The sequence below is a fragment of the Allobosea sp. 01N443 genome (assembly GCF_056399325.1).
The window spans coordinates 1-18,902 of sequence record NZ_JBFTRC010000107.1 but is presented as its reverse complement, the minus strand read 5'-3'; the positions used below and the strand labels follow the sequence as shown (position 1 = coordinate 18,902).

Here is an 18,902-nt window from a genome sequence, read left to right as displayed (position 1 = left end):
CGCTACCCGCGCGGTGGCGCGTGGCTACCGCCAGGCCTTCGATGCCTACAATCTCGCTCTCGCCAAAAAGCCCTGACGCGCGAGAGCGGCAGGAGTGAAGGTGTGGGCAGGTGATTTCCTGCGTTCGGCAACCATCGGACATTCGATCAGTCACGACTTGATCGCATGTCCGAGTTCAATGCTGCGAGGCAAAGCATGAACTACGTCGTCGAAGCCCTGCGCAACAATCCCGAGCTCGCCATCTTCCTGACGATCGCTCTCGGCTTCCTGATCGGCAAGGCGAAGATCGGAGGCTTCAGCCTCGGCGTCGTCGTCGGCTGCCTGCTGGCGGGCGTCCTGGTCGGCCAGCTCGACGTCAAGGTGCCCCCGGCCGTGAAGACGGTCTTCTTCGACCTCTTCCTCTTCACGACCGGTTACAAGGTCGGCCCGCAGTTCTTTCGCGCCCTGAAGCGAGACGCGCTTCCACAAATGGCACTGACGGTGGTTCTGTGCGTCACATGCCTGCTCGTGGCGCTCGGCTTCGCGAGATTGCTGAACTTCGACATGGGCACGGCGGCCGGGCTTCTTGCCGGGGCGTTCTCCGAGTCGACCGTCATCGGAACGGCGGGCGAAGCGATCCAGCGGCTGAATCTTCCGCAGGCGGAGCGGACCGCGCTCATCAACAATATTCCCGTCGCCTACGCCGTCACCTACCTGGTCGGGACGGCGGCCCTGGTCTGGTTCCTGCCGAAGGTCGGGCCCAAGCTCATGGGTATCAACCTTCGCGAGATCGCGGCACAGCGCGCGGACAAGGCCGGTCCGGGCGCCGATGTGGAGGGCGTCACCTCCGCTGCCCGCTTGTTCGACGTTCGCGCCTATCGCGTCGAAAACCCGGTTCTGACCAACAAGACGATCACCGAGATCGAAGCGCTCATCAAGGAGACCCGTGCCTTCATCCTGCGCGTTCGCAGCGGTGTCGTGCTGTTCGGCCACGCTTCGGATCGCAGGATCCAGGCCGGCGACATTATTGCCATTATGGCGCGCCATGAGGTTCACGCCGCCCGCGGCGACCTGATCGGCCCCGAGGTGAGCGACCCCGAACTGCTCGACATTCCGCTCGAGGCGCTCAACGTCATCGTGACAGCCCGCAGCATCGACGAGAAATCGTTGGCGGAACTGGTCGAAGCGGAGTTCGCGCGGGGGGTCTTCCTGTCCAAGCTGACACGCTCGGGCATTGAGATGCCGATCGAGCCGACGACACGCGTCAATCGTGGTGACGTCATGTCGTTGGTCGGGCCGCTGCCGGAAGTCGAGCGGGCCGCGACCGAGCTCGGCTATCCCGACCGCCGCACTTCGGCCACCGACATGGTCTTCGTCGGCTTCGGGATCTTCCTGGGCGGCTTGTTCGGTCTGCTGACACTGGTCGTCTGGGGCGTGCCACTGACACTGACCGCCAGCGGCGGTGCGCTCTTCATGGGGCTCGTCTTCGGCTGGCTGCGCTCGGTCTACCCCTTCTACGGCCGCATTCCCGAGCCGGCGATCTGGATCTTCGATACGGTCGGGCTCTGCATGTTCATCGGCATCGTCGGGCTCGGCGCCGGCCCAAGTTTCGTCTCGGGCCTGAAGGCGACCGGCGTCAGCCTGATCCTGGTCGGCCTCGTCTCCGCGCTGCTGCCGCATACCATCGGCATTCTGTTCGGGCGCTACGTCCTTAAGATGGACCCGCTCATCGTGCTCGGCGCCTGCGCCGGGGCCGGCACCATCACGGCGGCGCTCAGGGCCATCCAGGATGAGGCCCAGAGCAGCATTCCGGCGCTGGGTTACACAGTGCCCTATGCCATCGGCAATATCCTGCTCACGGCCTGGGGGCCGATCCTGATCGGAATCATGTCGCGTTAGGGCAGCCGATCTGTTGCGGGTCCGTTTCCACGCTGTGGACATCCAGCCCCCTGGCGAAAGCTCAGGTCGCGCGTGCTTTCGGGTATTCGAGGAAAGAACCGTGGCAGTGCGCGGGTTGATCGCAGCAGAGATGGCGCTCTCCTTATCTCACAAGGAGCTTCGTCTGATGGGCGCTTCCTGAACAGAGCCGAACAATTCCGTTCATCCTGCGTTCCCTCTCGGAAGGCTTTAATCGCCGGGAGGAAAGAAGGAGAACCCCGATGCGTCGGTTCTTGATCACAGCCACTATCGTCTTGGGCGCGGCCGCAACCATGGCCGGCCTCGCGCCCGCAGCTCACGCCAGCGAAGCGATCGCGCCCTCGATTGCGCAGCAGCTCGACAAGCAACCGTTGGCGTTCGCCATGACCGAGGCGAAGCGGGAACGCTTGATGATCATCCAGGGCAACATGGATCGGCAGCGATATTACGGCCGCCGCGATGGCTATAGTCACGGCTACGGCTATGGTTATGGCCGTCGCCATGGTGGTCCGCCGCCCTGGGCGCCTGCACATGGCTACCGCCGGCACCATTATGAGCGCTGGTAGGCTCGCTCCCACGGGATAATCTTCCCGCTGAATAGGCGGAGGGCCGGCAGGCGGCTCTCCGGAATGGTCGAGGCTCCGGTCTCATAAGCTCGGAGCCTTGGTCATGGGAGCCACGCGTTAGGCTCGAGCAGGTCAGCCTTGTGCATCGTCGCGCGCGTGTCGCCGCCGACTTCGTGCGTGCCGCCAGAACGCGACAAGCGCAATCAGGGCGGTGACCAGCAGGAGTGAAACGCCCATCTGGATCAGTCCGAACTTGTGTGCGCCCGGAGGCACAAACCACCCGGCGACGACTGCGGCGACGTTCAGAACGGACTCAACGAAGCGGTCCAACATCTTGATCCCCTTTCCCAAAACCCGTTTCAGGAGCAAGTCGCTGAACGGTGGCGAACGAGAGGACTCTCATCCTCATTTGTCGGGGGTGCCCGCTCGCGGTGCAAGCAAATTCTAGAAGATCCTGCCCGCAGAATTCATTCTGGACGCAGTATTCAGCGGCATCGGGCTGCCTGAACATTTCCGAGCCACGTGCGAAACCGGGATGCGCCCGGACTACCCTTCAGTCAGCTGCTACAGCCGCGCAAATCAGGCCAGGTCTGGCGTGCGCCATCCCAGGGCTTTCTGGCCTCGGGCGGTGTTGCGGCGGCCAAGCTAACAGCTGATCGAGGCCTATGCCGGTGGTCCTTATCCACCGCCGGGAACCACCCCCCGGCAGGCCCAGGCGACCGCCGCAAATGAGCGCGGACCATCTGGTTGGCCGGCCTCATAGGCGGCCCTGACGGCTTCTCCGGCCTTTGCCCGGGACGCCGGATCGAGCCCCGCCACATATTTGCCGAGCGGCCCCTCCCCGGCGGCGAACGGGTCCCAGTAGTCAGCGAAATTCGCGTAATCCATCCTGATCATAAGCGAGGTCTGTTCGACGCTCTCGAGGCCCTGCGCCGTGAAGGTCTGCCGCATTTCGTCGGGCCTCATCATGGGCTGGAAGCAGTAATGAGCGCGCAGGCTTCGCGCCTGCTCGTCCTGCGCAGCGAGGGTGTCCAACATCATGCGCATCCCCGACATCCCGCCGAGATGATCCCAAACGGCGGCTGCGACAACGCCGCCCGGCCGCACGACGCGACGCATTTCGGCAACCGCCTTGTCGGCTGCCGGCACGAAGTGCAGGACGAGCAGCGACAGGGCCCGGTCGAATTCGTCGTCGGGGAAAGGGATGGCGCAGGCATCGCCCTCCTTGATCGTGATCCGCGGATCACTGTTCCGGCGCCGGGCCTCCGCGACGAAGATCGGTGAAAAGTCGATCGCCGCGACCTCGGCGATTTCCGCTGCCTGGGGCAGCGCGAAGGTCAGGCTGCCTGTGCCGCAGCCGACGTCGATGACGCGCTCGCCATGGGCGATACCGGCGAAATCAATGAACGGGCCGGCAAGCTGACGGCTCCAGCGGCCCATGAGCTGCTCATAACCGCTGGCGCTGCGGACGGTGAAGCTGGACGGCATGGTGGGGCTCTCCTTGCTCGCTGAAGAACCTCCCTACTGCGCAACCTGGGAAACGGCCGACATGAGCTCCTGGGGGTTCGGCGCCCCGAACATGTAACGCCCCCCTTCCGGAACTTCGGTGAAGCACCAGCGCACGATGCCTTGCCGGTCGAGCAGGAACTGGCCGACAAGCTGGCCAAGGCCTGTCGCCTTCATCTCCAGGTCGGCCTCGGTCAGTTCGTAACCGTCCTTGTTGTCGAGGAATTGCGACCCCGCCAGCGGGTCGAGCGGTCCTGGCGTCTCGCCGGAAATCTCGACCCGCATACCCAGCACGGCGGCCATCGAGACCTTGTGCGGCCACGCCGTCTCGTTCTCCGTGAATTCGAGATTTGGCAGGCCAAATGCCTGGTGGGAGGTTCGTTTAGGGTCGGAGGCGGCGATAAGATTGGGCATCGGATGATAACGGAAATAGAGCCGCGCGCGTTCAATCGGCGTGTTGACCACGGTCAGGCTCTCGACGCCCGCAGCACGGAGCGCCGGATCGAGCTGCGCCTGGGCGGCGATATGGCGCCGGCAGAAGGCACAGTGCAAGCCGCGGTACAGGCCGACCAGCACCGGCTTTTGACCGCGAAAGTCGTCGATCGCGATCTTTCCCTCGCGGGTGATGGCGTCGAGCACGACGTTCGGTGCCCTGTCGCCGGGTTGAAGAGGAACCATGTCGGCCTGCGCGAGCATATCCAACCTCCTCCGCGGTCAATCGAGGAAAGGCAGCACCACGAGCGCTTCCGGGTCGAGCCCGTGCCGGGCGCAGACATCTTGCGCCAGCGAAAAGTAACGGTCGGCTTCCGCCAGATCGTCACGGTCGAGATTGAGTGTTGCGAGACCATCATAACATGGAAAGAGCAGCTGCGGCTCGCCCGTTTCGCKGGCAACGTCGAGCGCTTCGTTGTAGAAGCTGGCCGCGATGTCTGGTTGCCCCTGGCATTGGTGAATCTGCCCGAGCACGATCAGGGGCACAGGCAGGTGCTCGCGCTGGTCGAGCGCACGGTCGATCTCCACCGCCTTCTCCGCCGCCGGAACGCCCTCTGTCGGGCAGCGGTCCGTGAATGTGCAGCAGGCGACCGCCAGATTGGTGAGGAGGCGTGCCTGGAAACCCAGATCGCCGATACGCCGCGATATCTCGAGGCCGCGCCGACACACCTCCATCGCCTGCACGGGATTGATCGTTGTATAGAGCACGCCGAGATTGGTGTAGCCGCGGCAGGCGGCGCCAGGCAGGTCGGCAGCTTCAGCCACCTCTATGCTTCGCTCCACCTCGCGCACTGCTTCGCGGTTCCGCCCGAGCCGGGCCAGCGCGACGCCCTTGGTGTTGAGCGCTTCCGCAGTCACGAGCGCTGCCTCGCGCCCGATCCCGGAGGCCTCGTCCCGGGTCAGCGTGCACGCGCATGCGAGCGCAGCGTCGGCCCATTCTGCTGCACGCGCGTGGTCGCCGGTCCGGAACGCCAGGCGGCCGCGTTCCTGCCAGAGATGCGCCTGCTCGATCGGTGCGTCAGCTCCGTCGAGAAGTGTCGCGGCCTCGGCGTAGCAGGCTTCGGCCTTGTCGCGCTTGCCGACATCCCAGAGCAGGCGGCCGATCTTGCGAAGAACCCGGGCCGAGGCGACGCGGTCGCCGTTCTCGCGATAGACCCGCAGCACCATCCCATAGTGCTCATGCGCCAGCGCACGGCGGCCGGTCGGGCCACAGAGATCGGCAATCCGCTCGCCGACCTGCAACCTGACCCCTGTCGGTTCGGCCGTCGCCAGCGCCGCGAGCGCCTGCTCGTAGAAGCGAAGGGCGTCATCATTGGCATAGATCATGCGGGCGCGATCACCGGCCTCGCGCAGGTATTGCGCGCCCTTTTCCCGCTCTGCGCTCAGCCCGAAATGATGACCGAGCACGGTCAGATCTTCGAGCCTTTCGGGACTTTCGCCGCACAGGCCTTCGAAGGCGGTGGCGATCTGCCCGTGCAGTTCGGTCCGTCGTAGCAGCAGCAGATTCTGGTAGATCACATCGTGCAGCAATGTCTGCGTGAAGCGGTAGCACTGCGACGAGATTGCGCCTGTCCCGGCCTTCTGGATGATTTCCGCGTCGCCAAGCAGTTCGAGCCCGGCTTCGAGCCTGGCGGGGTCGGCGGTCACCGCTGCAAGCAGCGTCGCATCGAAGCGAGGGCCAATGACCGCGGCTTCCTGCGCGAGACGCCGCGCCTCCTGCGGCAGCCGGTCRAAGCGGGCGAGCAACATCGCCTGGATCGTGTCCGGGATGCTGACTGCCGCTTCGCCCGCCACGATCTGCCAGTGCTGGCCGTCGCGCTTCAGCACGTCGAGCTCGATCAGGCTGCGCACGATCTCCTCGAGGAACAGGGGGTTGCCGCCGGCGCGCTCGAGGATCCTCTCAGGCAGCGCCCCGATGGAACTCAGCCAGCCCTCTCCGAACAGGGCCGCGAGCAGGCGGCGTCCGTCGCTGTCTCCAAGCTGCGTCAGCCTGAGCGCGGTATGGCTGAAGCGGCTTGAGTCCAGCGGGTCGTTTTGCTGCGTGGGGCGATGAGTGACCACCAGCATCAGCCGCGATCGGTCCAGCCTGTCCATCACGAAACGCAGCGCTTCCAGCGATACCGTGTCAGCCCAGTGCAGATCTTCGACGACGATCAGCAGCGGCGATAGCGCCAGGCGCCGCTCGATGATCGTGCAGACAGCATGGAGGATTTGCCGCCGCAATTGCTCGGGCTCGACATGCTGCAAACTTGCCTTGGGGTCGCCCAGGCCGAGCACATGGTAGAGCAGCGGCATCAATCGCTCCGCCTCTTCGCCCGCCATGCCAAGGTTGGCCAGCAAGGCTGCGAGCTTCAAGCGCATCTCGTCGGGAGCATCGTTCTGCATCACCCCGGCAGCGCTGCGCACGACTGCGCCGATGGCGCCGAAGGACTGTTCGCCAAGCGGCGAGCAGGCGGCCTGCCGTACGGCAACGTCGCGAAAGCGCTCCTCGCAGCCGAGGCGGCCGACGAACTCGTTCACCAGCCGAGATTTCCCGATGCCGGCCTCACCGACAAGGCGCAGAAGCTGCGCCTGGCCAGCACAGGCCTGGTCGAGACTCGCCAGCATGCGCTGGAGCTCCGCATCGCGGCCGATCAGCGGTGCGCTGAGGCCGAGTGCATCGAGCCCACGCGCTGCACGGGGTGATGCGAGCGGTCCACCCAGCCGATGCACCAGCACGCTGCCGGACCTGCCGCGAAGGGCGACCTCACCGAGCGAGGTATAGGAGAAGGCATGCCGGGTCAGCCTATAGGTCAGCGGCCCCACCAGGACCTCGCCCGGGGCGGCCAGCGATTGCAGTCTCTGCGCTGTATTCACCGTGTCGCCGGTCACCGAATAGGATTTCGCAGTACCGACGCCGAGACCTCCAGCAACAACCGGCCCGGTGTTTATGCCGAGATGGAGCACCATTTCAGCGCGCCCGGCGGCGGAGCTTTCGCCGAGCCGCGCCGTGCGGGCGATCATGTCGAGCGCAGCGCGGAGCGCGCGTTCGGGATCATCCTCATGCGCGACAGGTGCGCCGAACAGTGCGAGCAGCGCATCGCCGATGAACTTGTCGACAAAGCCACCGAAGCTCTGCACGGCCGCGGTCAGTTCCGTGAACAACGCGGTCTGCAAGGTCTGGACGACCTCGGGGTCGAGCCGCTCGCTGAGCGCGGTGAAGCCGCTGAGGTCGGCGAACAGGACCGTCACCGTCCTGCGATCCGCATCGGAGACCGGCGGCGCGGTTGTATGGTCCCTTTCAACGTCCGGAAGCGGTGCTGGCATCCGGGAATCCAGCGCAGCGATTGCTCTCGACGCGGACGCTGTCTGAGGAGTGGCCCTCGCGGTGGTGCGGGCGCCGCATTGCGGGCAAAAGGCGAAATCCGGCGCACAGAGAAAGCTGCAACTCGAACACGGCACGGGCTGGCGCACGCCGCATTTCGGGCAGAAGGCAAAGCCGCTTTCGATCTGGAAACCGCAGCCCGAGCAGTCCATCGACCAAGACCTCGCGGGGCCGTAAAAGCCTGCTCTCGCTTCACGCTTTGCCGCACGGCCTTCATGAGGTTGAACCCATAACGGCCAGGCTGCAAGCGACGGCGCGATAACGGAATCAGTCGGCCGTTCCTACCAGGCGAGTTGGCCGGTCGGGCTCTCGGCGGCAGCCGATCGCGTCGGCGCGTCCTGCGCCATGAGCGATTTGCCGTCGGGCCGAGAACGTTCCTGCGTGCGCGGTCGTCCCCTGCCCTCAGAACCTCATTCCAAGCCTGGCGTTGAAGCTATGGTCGGTGGCGCCCCGCGCGAGCTGGCCATCATAGGCGATGCTGAGCTCGGCCGCCGGCGTGAGCTTCATGCCGATGCCCGCGCCGACCACCAGCGCATCGCGGGCGATCGGAACGCCCGCGATCGAGAACGGGGCGCCGCCGGCGAAGGCCTGGAGCGAGAGTGGCGTCAGGTCGCCGCCAGCATGGCGCCAGCCGAGCGTGCCGTTGAGCTGCACCGTGCTGCTGCCGAGTTCGACGCTGGTCTGCGCACGCAGGCCGAGCGTGGCGAAGGTCACGGCGGTGGTCTGCGGGCCCGCGGACAAAGCGGCGATGCCGCCCGTCTCACGAAAGCCATCACTGCGAAGGTTGACATAGGCCAGATTGGCGAACGGCTCGAACACGCCCGGCCCGAAGTCGAGACGATAGGCGATCTCGCCAAAGGCCTGCAGGGAGTGGGCGCCGTAGCCCGACAGAAGCTGCTCGCCGCTGCCAGGGAAGGAGACCGAACGCCGCATCGAGAGATCGTGCCAGGTAAAGTTCGCCGCGCCGGTCAGGCGGAGACGATCGAAGCGGGCCCCGCCATAGAGGCCGATCGTGTAGTTGTCCGCGTCCGCCTGCGACCTGCGGCGCGCCACCTCGAAATGCGAGCGCGAATATCCCGCCATGATGCCGGCCCGACTATCCGCCGTGGCAGCGAGGTCGAGGCCGGCGACGAGGCCGTTGGTCGAGCGCGTGAGCGAGGCGGCATTGCCGTCCCCTTGTGTCTGCCCCCAGGAGCCGAAGCCGCGCGCCCATAGCGCCAGGCTTTCCGCCGGGGCCGTCGAGATCGCCCCGTTGCCCGAAGCATAGGCCAGCGTCGCGATATGCGGCGCGCCGATTCCGTCGAAGGCCGCGCGGATCCGGTCGGAAACCGCACTGCGCACGATCTGGCTGCCTTCGATCAGCACGGTCTTGGCCGAGGCGTGAATCTCGCCGGACAGGCTGTCGAATGCGCGTCGGCCTTCATCCTCGTCGCGCAACTGCGTGAAGCGCTGCCAGAGCGGATTGGCCTCGTCGAGGCTCTCCAGGCCGAGGCTGGTCTGGGTCTGGTTGCGGGTCTGTGCGAGAGCGGAGAAAGGCAGGTCGTTGCGCAGCAAGGTCAAGGTGACGCTGGTCGCGTCATAGCCCAGCGTCGGATCGAGGAAGAGATAGCGCGAGCTGACATCGTCGAAACGGCCCTGCACGCCCCGATCGGCGGTCAGGATCGTATAACGCTGGTTCGCTCGATAATTGCCGTCCTCACCGAGATGCACCACCGAGCCGCCGCCGAGCCGTGCCGCACCACCGGCACGGATCAGGTCGCTCGACATGCCGCTGGCATCGACCTCGACCTCATAGCTCGCGCCCGGCTCGAACGCGATGTCGCCGGTAACCGTCAGCGTGCCGATCGAGTTGCCGGGCGCGATCGTCGCGCCGGAGCGGATCGTCGTTGCGCCGACGGAACCGCTGCCCTGAAGTCTGGCGCCAGCGAGCACGTCGATCTCGCCGCCAAGGGAACCATTGACCACGAGCATGCCCGCCGACACCGTGGTCGTGCCGGAATAGCCCGCGCTATCGCCGCGCAATTCGAGCCCCCCGCGGCCGGTCTTGTCGAACCGTCCCGTCCCGGAGAACACGCTAGCGATGCTGGCGTCTCTGCGCTGATCGAACACGACCGTGCCGTTATTGGCGATGTCGCCGGAGATCGAGGCTGCGTCGCCGACGAGCCTGCCCGCCGCGACGACGGTGCGGCGATAGAAGTTGGTGCCGGTCAGCGTCAGCGTTCCCGCCCCGGTCTTGATCAGATCGCCGAAGCCATAGACCCCACCCGTCAGCGTCGCGTCGCGGCCATTGGTATCGACGGTGCCGTTGCCCAGCAGCAGCACGGTGCGGCTGGTGTCGAACGCGGTGCCGAAGCGCAGCGCGCCGCCGAAGAAGCTGATCGCCGTGCCCCGGGCGCCGAGATTGCCGTCGGACGCGACCTCGAGCACACCAGCCCTGATCACCGTGCCGCCGGAATAGCTGTTATTGCCGGTCAGGATCGTCGTGCCGCTGCCGGACTGGACGACGCTGCCGCTGCCCGAGATGGCGCCGGCGAAGACGTAGTCGTTCGTGCGGTTGAAGCTCAGAAGGGCGTTGTTGACGACATCGCCGGCGAGTTCGCCGGAGGTCCCGCCATTGCCGATCTGCAGCATGCCGGCCGCAATCGTCGTGCCGCCGCCATGGCTGGCGCTTCCTGTCAGTGCGAGCGTGCCCCAGCCGTCCTTCACCAGGCTGCCAGTGCCGCTGACTGCCCCACCGAGGGCCAAGGTTGTGCCCGCGATGGTCTCGATCGTGCCCGAGCCGGTGAGCGTGACCGCGCGGCTGCTGGTGATGTCGGCGAGCGTCGCCAGCCGGCCTCCCCCGCTCAATGCAAGGCTGGAGGATGCATTGCCGAGATTGGCGTCGGCGATGATGGCCAAAGTGCCGCCGCGGATCGCCGTGCCCCCGGAATAGCTGCTCGTCCCCGTCAGCAACAGCGTGCCCGCACCTGCCTTCGCGACCCGTCCGGCGCCGGTGATGCTGCCGGCGAAGGCACTGTCCTCGGCCTGGTCGACGGTCAGCGTAGCCGTGCCGAGCGCAATCTCGCCGCCTGTGCCGGCGAGTTGGCTCATCGCCAGATGATAGCTGTTGAGATCGAGCCTGCCGCCGGTCAGGACGTAGCCGGTCATCCCTGGCAGGGCTCCGGCGCTCTCTGCGATCAGCGTTCCGGCCGTGATGAGCGTGCCGCCGGACCAGCTGTTGCTGCCTGAAAGCGCGAGCGTACCGGTGCCCCATTTGATCAGCCCGCCCGCGCCGCCGAGCCCCCCGGTGAGCCGCAGCGTCGTGCCAGTATCGGTGTCGATGGCGCCGGTGTCGCGCAAGGCGATGCTGCGGCCGGAGGTGAAACTCGCGGTCGTATGGAGCGCGCCATTGTCGAAGGTGAGGCCGCCCGCACCGCCAAGATTGCCGTCATCGGCGATCTGAAGCGTGCCGCCCCCGATCTCCGTGCCGCCGGTATAGGTATTGGCTCCAGACAGGATCAGCGTGCCGTCGCCGGTCTTGGCGAGACCGTCAGAGCCAGTAATCGTCAGGGCGACCGTTGCGGTCTCGCCGTCGAGGACGCGGATCTCCGGCGTCGTGATGACGAAGCTGCCGTTATTGTAGCCGCGCAGGTTCAGGCTGCCTCCGGCCCCGTCGACCAGCGTGTAGCTGCCGCCCGCGAATTGCAGCCCGACGAGGTTCTGCTGGCCGTCAACGGTAACGGTGCCGCCCGGACCGCGGAAGACACCGTAGCCGCTCCCCCATTGCGTCGGAGTGGCGCCGGCATAGTCGAACCAGTTCTGGCTTCCGGCATTCCAGGAGCCGGATGCGCCGCCCGCCGATGTCGTGCCCCAGAGTTGCAGGATGTTGAGGCCGTTCTGCTGGACGAGCAGGTCGACCTTGCCCGCCTGCGAGATGTCGATTCTGTAGTCATAGGCGAACGGGCTGGTCGCCGGCGTGCTCCCGATGCCGAGGCCGCCGCCGGAGAGGGCACCGGTATAGGTGAAGACACGATGGAAGCCGATCATGGGCTGAGAACCGGCGCCGATGTTCAGTATCCCGCCATTGAGGGCGAGGTTTCCATTGACCTGTGTCGTGGCGGAGTCGATCGGGGGGGCGTCGGCGCTGCGCAGTTGGTAATCGTAGTTGCTGCCGGCGTTGAGTGTCAGCGTGCCGTTGACGATGAGCGGGGCGGCATCCGATGGCCTGATGGTGCCGCCTGCATTCCCCGTGAGGTTGCCGTTGACGGTCAGCGAGGTCGGGCCGGAGGGCGCCAGGGTGCCGCCATTGCCGATCGTGATCGCACCCAGGCTGCCCTCGCCTTCGACACGGCCGCCAGCATTGAGCGCGATGGCGCCGCCGAGACGCGCCGAGCCCGCCATCCTGAGCGTGCTGCTCGCCACCGTCACAGCGCCCGAGAAACCCGAACTGTCGCCCGTCATGATCGTCGTGCCCGAGAGCAGCCGGATCGTCCCCGCGCCCGCGCTGGCGCTGGAGAGCGCCGCATCGAAGCGATAATCCGACGCCGTGTGGTTGAAGACGAGCGCACCGGCTGTCGAGATTTGCACGCCACCGGTTTTCAGGAATCCGGGAGCGGCTGCCGGAGCCCCGGCACCAGCACCGATGTTCAAGGAGCTGGGGCCGTAATCCTTCAAGGCGATGACATATTTGCCGGTATCGATCAGCCCGCCATCCGAGACCGTCGCGGTTGCGGCTGCGCCGCCGAGCCCCGACAGGGTGAAGGCCTCGACGCCATGATAGAGGGCATCCGAATTGACCGTGGTCAGCACGGAACCGGCACCTGTGACGACGAGGCTGCCGGCGACCGCCACCGTGTCGCTCTGGACCCGACCACCATCGGAGATGAGCAGCGAACTCGTGCTGCCGACGCCAAGTTCGGCGCGCTCGAGGTAGCCGGGGCCGCGATGCACGGTCCAGCGCGAGCCTGCACCCGTGACGACGGCATCGGAGCCGGGCGCGCCGGGCTTGCCGCCGATGATCGTCTCGCCATAGCTGTCGAGGCTCCCGCCATTGGCGATCGTCATATGACCTGAGCCGTCGATCCCGAGGTACAGCGCCGAATAATTGCTCCAGTGCGACCCTGGCCCGGAAATGAGGACCGTGCCGCGAGAGCCGGCCTCCTTGCCGATGATCGTGGCGATCCCGAGCTGGGGCTGGAAGAGCGTGAACAGGCTGGTCAGGGTACCGCCATTCGTGATGGTCAGCGACGCATCCCCCCTGTCGCCCACGACCATGGGGACCGCATTGTTCCATTTGGCCGCGGAACCGGAGATCGTGACGGCAGCATGGGAGCCCGCATCAGGCGCGATGACCGCCGTCGTGCTGGAGAATTCCGCCGCACCGGACAGGACGAGCCCGCCATTCCTGACGCTGATCGTGCTGAAGCTCGCCGCGCCCGTCACGGTCCAGGTGCCCGGGCCGTCCTTCGCAAAGGTGCCGAAGGCCTGGCTGGCATTGCCCAATGCGCCGAAGTCGAAACCGGCATTCTGCCAGCCTCCGAGGACGAGCGTGTTTGGATTGCTGTCGTCGCGGGTCAGGACGACAGTGCCGAGGATGCGATAGCCCGCCTGCAATTCCAGCGTATTGCCGCCGCCGCTCAGATTGATGGCATCGGCACGCGACCCGTCGGGATTGAGCCCGCCTTCGATCTGCCCGGCCGTGACGATCCGAACGCCGCCGCCGCCCGACACAGCACGCCCGCCGCGCCCGTTCTGGCCCGCAGTGCCATCATGGCCGGGATCGATATTGTACGACCCRTATCCTGCCGCGCCGGCCGCCCCTCCAGCGCCGCCCTTGCCGCCGGCAACGAGTCCTCCGGCCTGAACCTCCAGGCTTCCGCCGGCGGCGAGGACGAGACCGTCACCGCCATTGCCGGCGCTGCCGCCATGGCCTCCGTCGCCGCCGTTCTTGCCCCCGCCCCCCGTTCCGCCGATGCCCCCGGCACCGCCGTCACCGCCGCGAATGACCGACTGGTTCTGGACGATGATCGGGCCGGAGCCGGAGGCATAGAGCCCGGCTGCGCCATCGCCGCCATTGCCGCCGCTGCCGCCATAATACCCGTCCCCGCCATCGTCTCCCCAGAGGAAACAGGGCAGGCCCGGAGGGCAGTTCTGGCCGAGCACACCTCCCGCGCCGTCCCCGCCCGTACCGCCGGCACCGCCTGCGCCGCCATTGCCGCCCGAAATCACCGACCTGACGAGGACTTCTCCGGACTGCAGCAGCACCAGCCCGACCCCGCCGCCGCCGCCACCGCCGCCACCGCCGCCCGCACCGCCATAGCCTGCCCCTGGGATCGGTCCAACCAGGCCGACGGCACCGGTGCCGGCCTTGCCGCCTCTCGCGCCCGCGCCACCGCTGCCACCGAGAATCGGCGCGGTGACGAAACTCGCGCTCGGATCACTCAGGATCGCGCCGGTACCACCGCCGCCACCGCCGCCGCCGCTGCCGCTGTCATGCCCCCAGATGCCACCGAAGGGCTGGCCGTCGCTGCCGTCTCCGCCAACCGCGCCTGCCTCACCGGCACCGCCCGTGATCGCTTGGCCGCCCGGTAGCGGGCCGGAACCACTCCTGCCGTCGAAGCCGATGGCACCGGCACCGCCGCCATCGCCGCCGCCTTTGGCATGCGCGCCGCTACCCCCGGCTCCGCCCAGGCCGCCGTTGGCAGTACCGCTGCGCTTGTCGCCGTGCCGGCCGCCGCCGCCGCCGCCTCCCCCGCCCGCGAACAATCCCGAGCCGGCGCCCGCTCCGCCAGCGACAGGCTTGCTGACGCCATGGCGGCCGCCCGCGCCGCCGCCGCCCAGCGACTGGGCTGCGGCCGGAGATGCGCCGATCAGGATGGCGCCGAGCATGACGCCCCCGGCCAGGGCTCCGGCGATGGCCGTGGACGAGCGCAGCGCAGCCCGCTTCTGCGACAATGCCGCGCCGTGATATCCGCGCAAGCTTGCAATCGGCGTCCGGTCAGGACGCCGGCTGATTTCAAAGGCCAGGCTCGGCCGCGCCGCCGTCATGCCCCTGCCGTCCGCAACGCTCAGCGCCCTTCTGCCGCGGGCACGAGTTCGGCAGCGAGATCCCGGACCGCCTGCCGTATCCCTCCGAACATGGCGAAGTCGACGCGGCTGGCGACGACGAAGATGCCGAGCTTGCGGTTGGGCGAGAGCACGACATAGCTCATGAAGCCGCCGATGCCGCCGCTCTTGCCGAGCAGCAGCGGCACGCGTTCGCGCGCCGGGCTGACGATCCAGCCCAATCCCATCCCGTCGGAATCCGTGGCCTCGACGCCAACGAGGCGCGCAAGTCCGTCATGGGGCCGCCAGAGCGCATGCGCGAGTGTCCGCGCCGGGCGCCCGGCCGCGTCATCGGCCAGATGCCAGCGCATCCATTTCACCATGTCCTCGGCGGTGGTGTAGATGCCGGCGCTGGCCTGCATCACCTCACTTGCCTCCCAGTTCGGATCGGGCTTGCCGAACGGATCGAGCCCGGTCATCAGTCGGGGCTTCTGAGCCTCCGAGAGACGCAAGCCCGTGTCCGCCATGGCGAGCGKCGCGGTGATGCGCTCGCGCACCAGTTCGGCAAACGGCTTGCCACCGGCCCTGCCGAGCGCGTCGCCGAGCAGGCCGAAGCCGAAATTGGAGTACATCGCGGTGGTGCCGGGGCGGTAGGCCGGGCGATGACCCGAGATCCAGTCCCAGTAATAGGATGCCTTGAAGGTCGCGAACGGGTTCTTCTCTTCCGCCGGCGTCGCTGGATCGGCCATTTCGCGCGGCAGTCCAGCCGAATGCGTTGCGAGGTCGAGCAACGTGATCGGCCGGTCGGCGAAATCCAGCGGAGCCTTGCCGGGCGGGGCATAGCGACTGAGCGGAGCGTCGAGGGCGAGCTGCCCGGTTGCGGCCATCGCGGCAAGCACATCGGCCGCGAAGACCTTTGAAACCGAACCGACGCGGACGATCGATCGGCGGTCGGGCTCCTTGCCGCTGCCCGGCGCGGCTTCGCCATAGCCCGCGATGACGCTGTCCTCGCCCCTGACGACGGCGAGGATCAGCCCCGGAGCGCGCGCGTTCAGGAACATCGCGACGCCGGCCATCGATGCCGCATCCTGCAGGGCCAGATCTTCGGCAGCGGCTTGGCGCTGGCAGCCTGCGGACAGCACGACGGCCAACAAAGAGACGACGGCTAACCTTGCCGCCTTGCGTCCCGGGATGCGTCTGGAGGTTGGAGCGGTGACGGTGCGGCGGAGCGGCATGGGCAAAGCGTGAATCGGTTGATCGGTTCGCCTATCGGGTTGGCGTGCCGGGCGGGAGGCAAGCTCAATTCGACCAACCGACATGCCGGTTCGATGAATGCCCTTGCCGATAGGTTTCATCGTGAGAAATCGGTAAAGCGGCAGGAGGTTACGTTACGCGAAGCGGCCGGCGCTCAAATCCCGAGTCGCTGCCGCAATTCCTGCCGGTAGGGGCGCGACACGGGCCAGGCGTCCGCGAGCTGGCCGAGCGCAATCTTCCAGCCATTTCCGTCGCGCCGGTCGAGCCCGCTGACATGATGCAGATTGACGATCGCGGTGCGGTGCACGCGCAGGAAGGAGGCCGAAGGCAGCAGCCCGGTCCAGAGGGCGAGCGGGCGCAGGTCGAGGACCGTCGAGCCGTCCTTCAGCCAGACCTTGGCATAGTCGCGCGCCGAGCGGACGCCGAGAATGGCATGGGGCTCCACGCCGATGATCTGCCCCTGCCGGCGCAGATGGATCAACGGTGCGAACGCCTTCGCCGGGCCGTCCAGCGCCTGCGCGCTGCGGTGCGATCCGTAACGCGCCAGCGCGATAAGCTCCGCGCATTGAAACAGCGCCCTGATATCCGCCTGCTGCCAGCGCCGGGCTGCGGTGGTCGCGTCGAAACCGATACAGGCACGCAGCTGCCCATCATGGAAGACCGGGACGCTAAGCACGCTCTGGTCGCCCTGGCGCAGCATCTCGACCTGGAGCTGGCGGGCCGGACGCGGCAAGCCGGCAACCCGATTGATCATCACGGCCTTGCCCGAGACCAGGAACTGCTGCAGCCAGGCAATCATCGTCACCGGCGTGTTCTGCAGGTCCTCGACGAAGGAGCGAACGMCCTGCCTGCTCCATTCATGGGTGTTCCGGAAGCGGAGCAGCGCGGCGTCATATTCGAACATCCAGGCCCGGTCGGCACCGGCAAGCGCGCCGATCTCGGCCAGCGCAGCCGTGATCGCGACATCGGCCGGCTCCTGAATCAGCCGCTTGGCCGTGCGATGGGGCCAGTCGGGCCCTGGTCCATCGCCGCAGTCGGACAGCGAACGGGCCTCGTAGACGGCGTCAGGCGGCTCGCCTGCCGGGGTGCCTGCCTCCGCCTGCGCAACGACCTGCCAGCTGCCTGTGCCACGCACGGCGATTCCTCCTGCTGCATCCGCACATTTGGCGGCGGCCACTGTGCAGGTGCAACCGAAATATTGGCCGTGACGCAACCAGTCCGAACGATGGCAGGGGGCCGCGCCTGCTCGCTCAGCGTGATTGCAGCGTCGGGTCGAGCCTGTCGCGGACCCAGTCGCCGATGATCGAAATCGACATGGTCGTCAGGAAGATCGCCATGCCGGGCAGGATCGCGATCCACCATGCGGTGGTCAGGTAGGCGCGCCCTGCCCCCAGCATCTGGCCAAGGCTGGTCAGAGGCGGGCGGATGCCGAGGCCAAGGAAACTGAGCGAGGTTTCGAGCAGGATCACCTGCGGAAAGTTGAGCGTGAACTGAACGATCAGCACGCTCAGGATGTTGGGGAGGATATGCCGGAGATAGACATGGCGCGCCGGCGCGCCGAGCGCGACCACGGCCGTCGCATAGCCTTGCGTGTTTGCGGCGATGACGACGCCCCGCGTCAGCCGCGCAAAGACCTCCCAGCCGTAGAACCCCATGATGGCGATGAAGAGCAGGAAGCCACCCCCGAACATGGCGATCAGCGCGAGCGCGATCATCATGAAGGGCAGCGACGCCTGGACGTCGGCCAGCATCATGATCGCTTCCTCGACGAAGCCGCGGAAATGCGCCGCGATGAACCCGAGCGCCGTGCCGATCAGGGCGCCGATCAAGGTGCCGCCGAGTGCGACAAGCACGCTGAAGCGGATGGCGTAGATCAGGCGGCTCAGGACATCGCGGCCGAGTTCGTCGGTGCCGAGCAGATGATCCGTCGTCCCACCGAGGAAGACCGGCGGCCTGAGGCGCTTGAGCAGCGCTTGCGCGCGGTAGTCATAGGGCGCCAGCCAGTCCGCGAAGAGAAAGACGACAACGATCAGCGCCAGCAGGACGAGGGCAACGACGACGAGGACGGGATAGCGCGCTTCCGCACGCACCGGAGTGTCGTCAGCCCGACGGAAGGACCATGGCATCGCCATCTCAGTTCTCCGAACGTGCAGCGCGCATGCGCGGATCGATCAGGGTGTAGATCGCGTCGACCGCGAGATTGGCGAGGATCATGGTGACCGAGACCATGATCAGGATCGCCTGGACCAGCGCGAAATCGCGCGACGTGACCGCGTTGACGAGAAGCCGACCGACGCCAGGGACCGCAAACACCGTCTCGACGATGATCGAGCCCGCGACGAGATCGCCGAGCTTGAGCCCGATGATGGTGACGATCGGGATCGCGGCGTTGGGCAGGGCATGCCAGAGCACGCGGCGCATGCTCGGCACGCCCTTGGCGCGGGCCGCTACGACATATTGCTTGTTCAGGACCTCAAGCATCGCCGAGCGGGTGAAACGCGCGAATGTACCCGCAAAATGCGTGCCCAGCGTCACAGCAGGCAGGATCAGGTGCAGGGCCGTCGCGTCGCCCGAACTCGGCAGCAGCCGCCAGTGCAGCGAGAACAGCAGGATCAGCAGGATGCCGAGGAAGAAATTCGGCAGGCTGAAGCCGAGCACGGCGAAGCTCATCACCAGCCGGTCCACCGGCCGATTGCGGTTCAGCGCCGCGACGATGCCGAAGCCGACACCAAGAATGAGGCCAAGCACGAAGGCCGTCAGTCCAAGCCGCAGCGTATGGGGGAGCGCACCTGCGACTGCGA

Annotated in this window: 11 protein-coding genes; 2 read left to right on the top strand and 9 right to left on the bottom strand. The window is 66.9% G+C overall.

The window, feature by feature from the left end:
- The first annotated feature begins 195 nt into the window (after positions 1-195).
- Together aspT and AC1DRP_RS22980 are read left to right on the top strand one after the other, a co-directional pair.
- Positions 196-1,878 (top strand): aspartate-alanine antiporter, encoded by a 1,683-nt coding sequence (gene aspT, locus AC1DRP_RS22985; protein WP_476769656.1) that lies wholly within the window; start codon positions 196-198, stop codon positions 1,876-1,878.
- 260 nt (positions 1,879-2,138) lie between these two features.
- Positions 2,139-2,462, top strand: coding sequence for a hypothetical protein (locus AC1DRP_RS22980; protein ID WP_441490985.1), 324 nt, complete (start codon positions 2,139-2,141; stop codon positions 2,460-2,462).
- A gap of 132 nt (positions 2,463-2,594) precedes the next feature.
- Here the strand turns inward: AC1DRP_RS22980 and AC1DRP_RS22975 are convergent, their stop codons facing one another.
- From AC1DRP_RS22975 to AC1DRP_RS22935, 9 genes are all read right to left on the bottom strand, one after another.
- The gene (locus tag AC1DRP_RS22975; RefSeq protein WP_441490986.1) at positions 2,595-2,795 is read right to left on the bottom strand and encodes a hypothetical protein; all 201 of its coding nucleotides are present in this window, start codon (positions 2,793-2,795) and stop codon (positions 2,595-2,597) included.
- A gap of 345 nt (positions 2,796-3,140) precedes the next feature.
- The gene (locus AC1DRP_RS22970; RefSeq protein WP_441507779.1) at positions 3,141-3,950 is read right to left on the bottom strand and encodes a class I SAM-dependent methyltransferase; all 810 of its coding nucleotides are present in this window, start codon (positions 3,948-3,950) and stop codon (positions 3,141-3,143) included.
- A 33-nt stretch (positions 3,951-3,983) separates the two neighbouring features.
- The gene (locus AC1DRP_RS22965) at positions 3,984-4,664 is read right to left on the bottom strand and encodes a peroxiredoxin-like family protein (RefSeq protein ID WP_441507778.1); all 681 of its coding nucleotides are present in this window, start codon (positions 4,662-4,664) and stop codon (positions 3,984-3,986) included.
- An 18-nt stretch (positions 4,665-4,682) separates the two neighbouring features.
- Positions 4,683-7,976, bottom strand: a complete 3,294-nt coding sequence (locus tag AC1DRP_RS22960; RefSeq protein WP_476769655.1) for an adenylate/guanylate cyclase domain-containing protein — start codon at positions 7,974-7,976, stop codon at positions 4,683-4,685.
- A gap of 250 nt (positions 7,977-8,226) precedes the next feature.
- The gene (locus AC1DRP_RS22955) at positions 8,227-14,850 is read right to left on the bottom strand and encodes an autotransporter domain-containing protein (protein WP_476769654.1); all 6,624 of its coding nucleotides are present in this window, start codon (positions 14,848-14,850) and stop codon (positions 8,227-8,229) included.
- 20 nt (positions 14,851-14,870) lie between these two features.
- Positions 14,871-16,082, bottom strand: coding sequence for a D-alanyl-D-alanine-carboxypeptidase/endopeptidase AmpH (ampH, locus tag AC1DRP_RS22950; RefSeq protein WP_476769653.1), 1,212 nt, complete (start codon positions 16,080-16,082; stop codon positions 14,871-14,873).
- Between the two features lie 173 nt (positions 16,083-16,255).
- On the bottom strand, positions 16,256-17,236 hold the full coding sequence (locus AC1DRP_RS22945; RefSeq protein ID WP_476769652.1) for a LytTR family transcriptional regulator DNA-binding domain-containing protein: 981 nt from the start codon (positions 17,234-17,236) through the stop codon (positions 16,256-16,258).
- Between the two features lie 115 nt (positions 17,237-17,351).
- Positions 17,352-18,233, bottom strand: coding sequence for an ABC transporter permease (locus AC1DRP_RS22940; RefSeq protein ID WP_476769651.1), 882 nt, complete (start codon positions 18,231-18,233; stop codon positions 17,352-17,354).
- Between the two features lies 1 nt (position 18,234).
- A partial coding sequence (locus AC1DRP_RS22935) for an ABC transporter permease (protein ID WP_476769650.1) occupies positions 18,235-18,902 on the bottom strand: 668 nt, incomplete at its 5' end.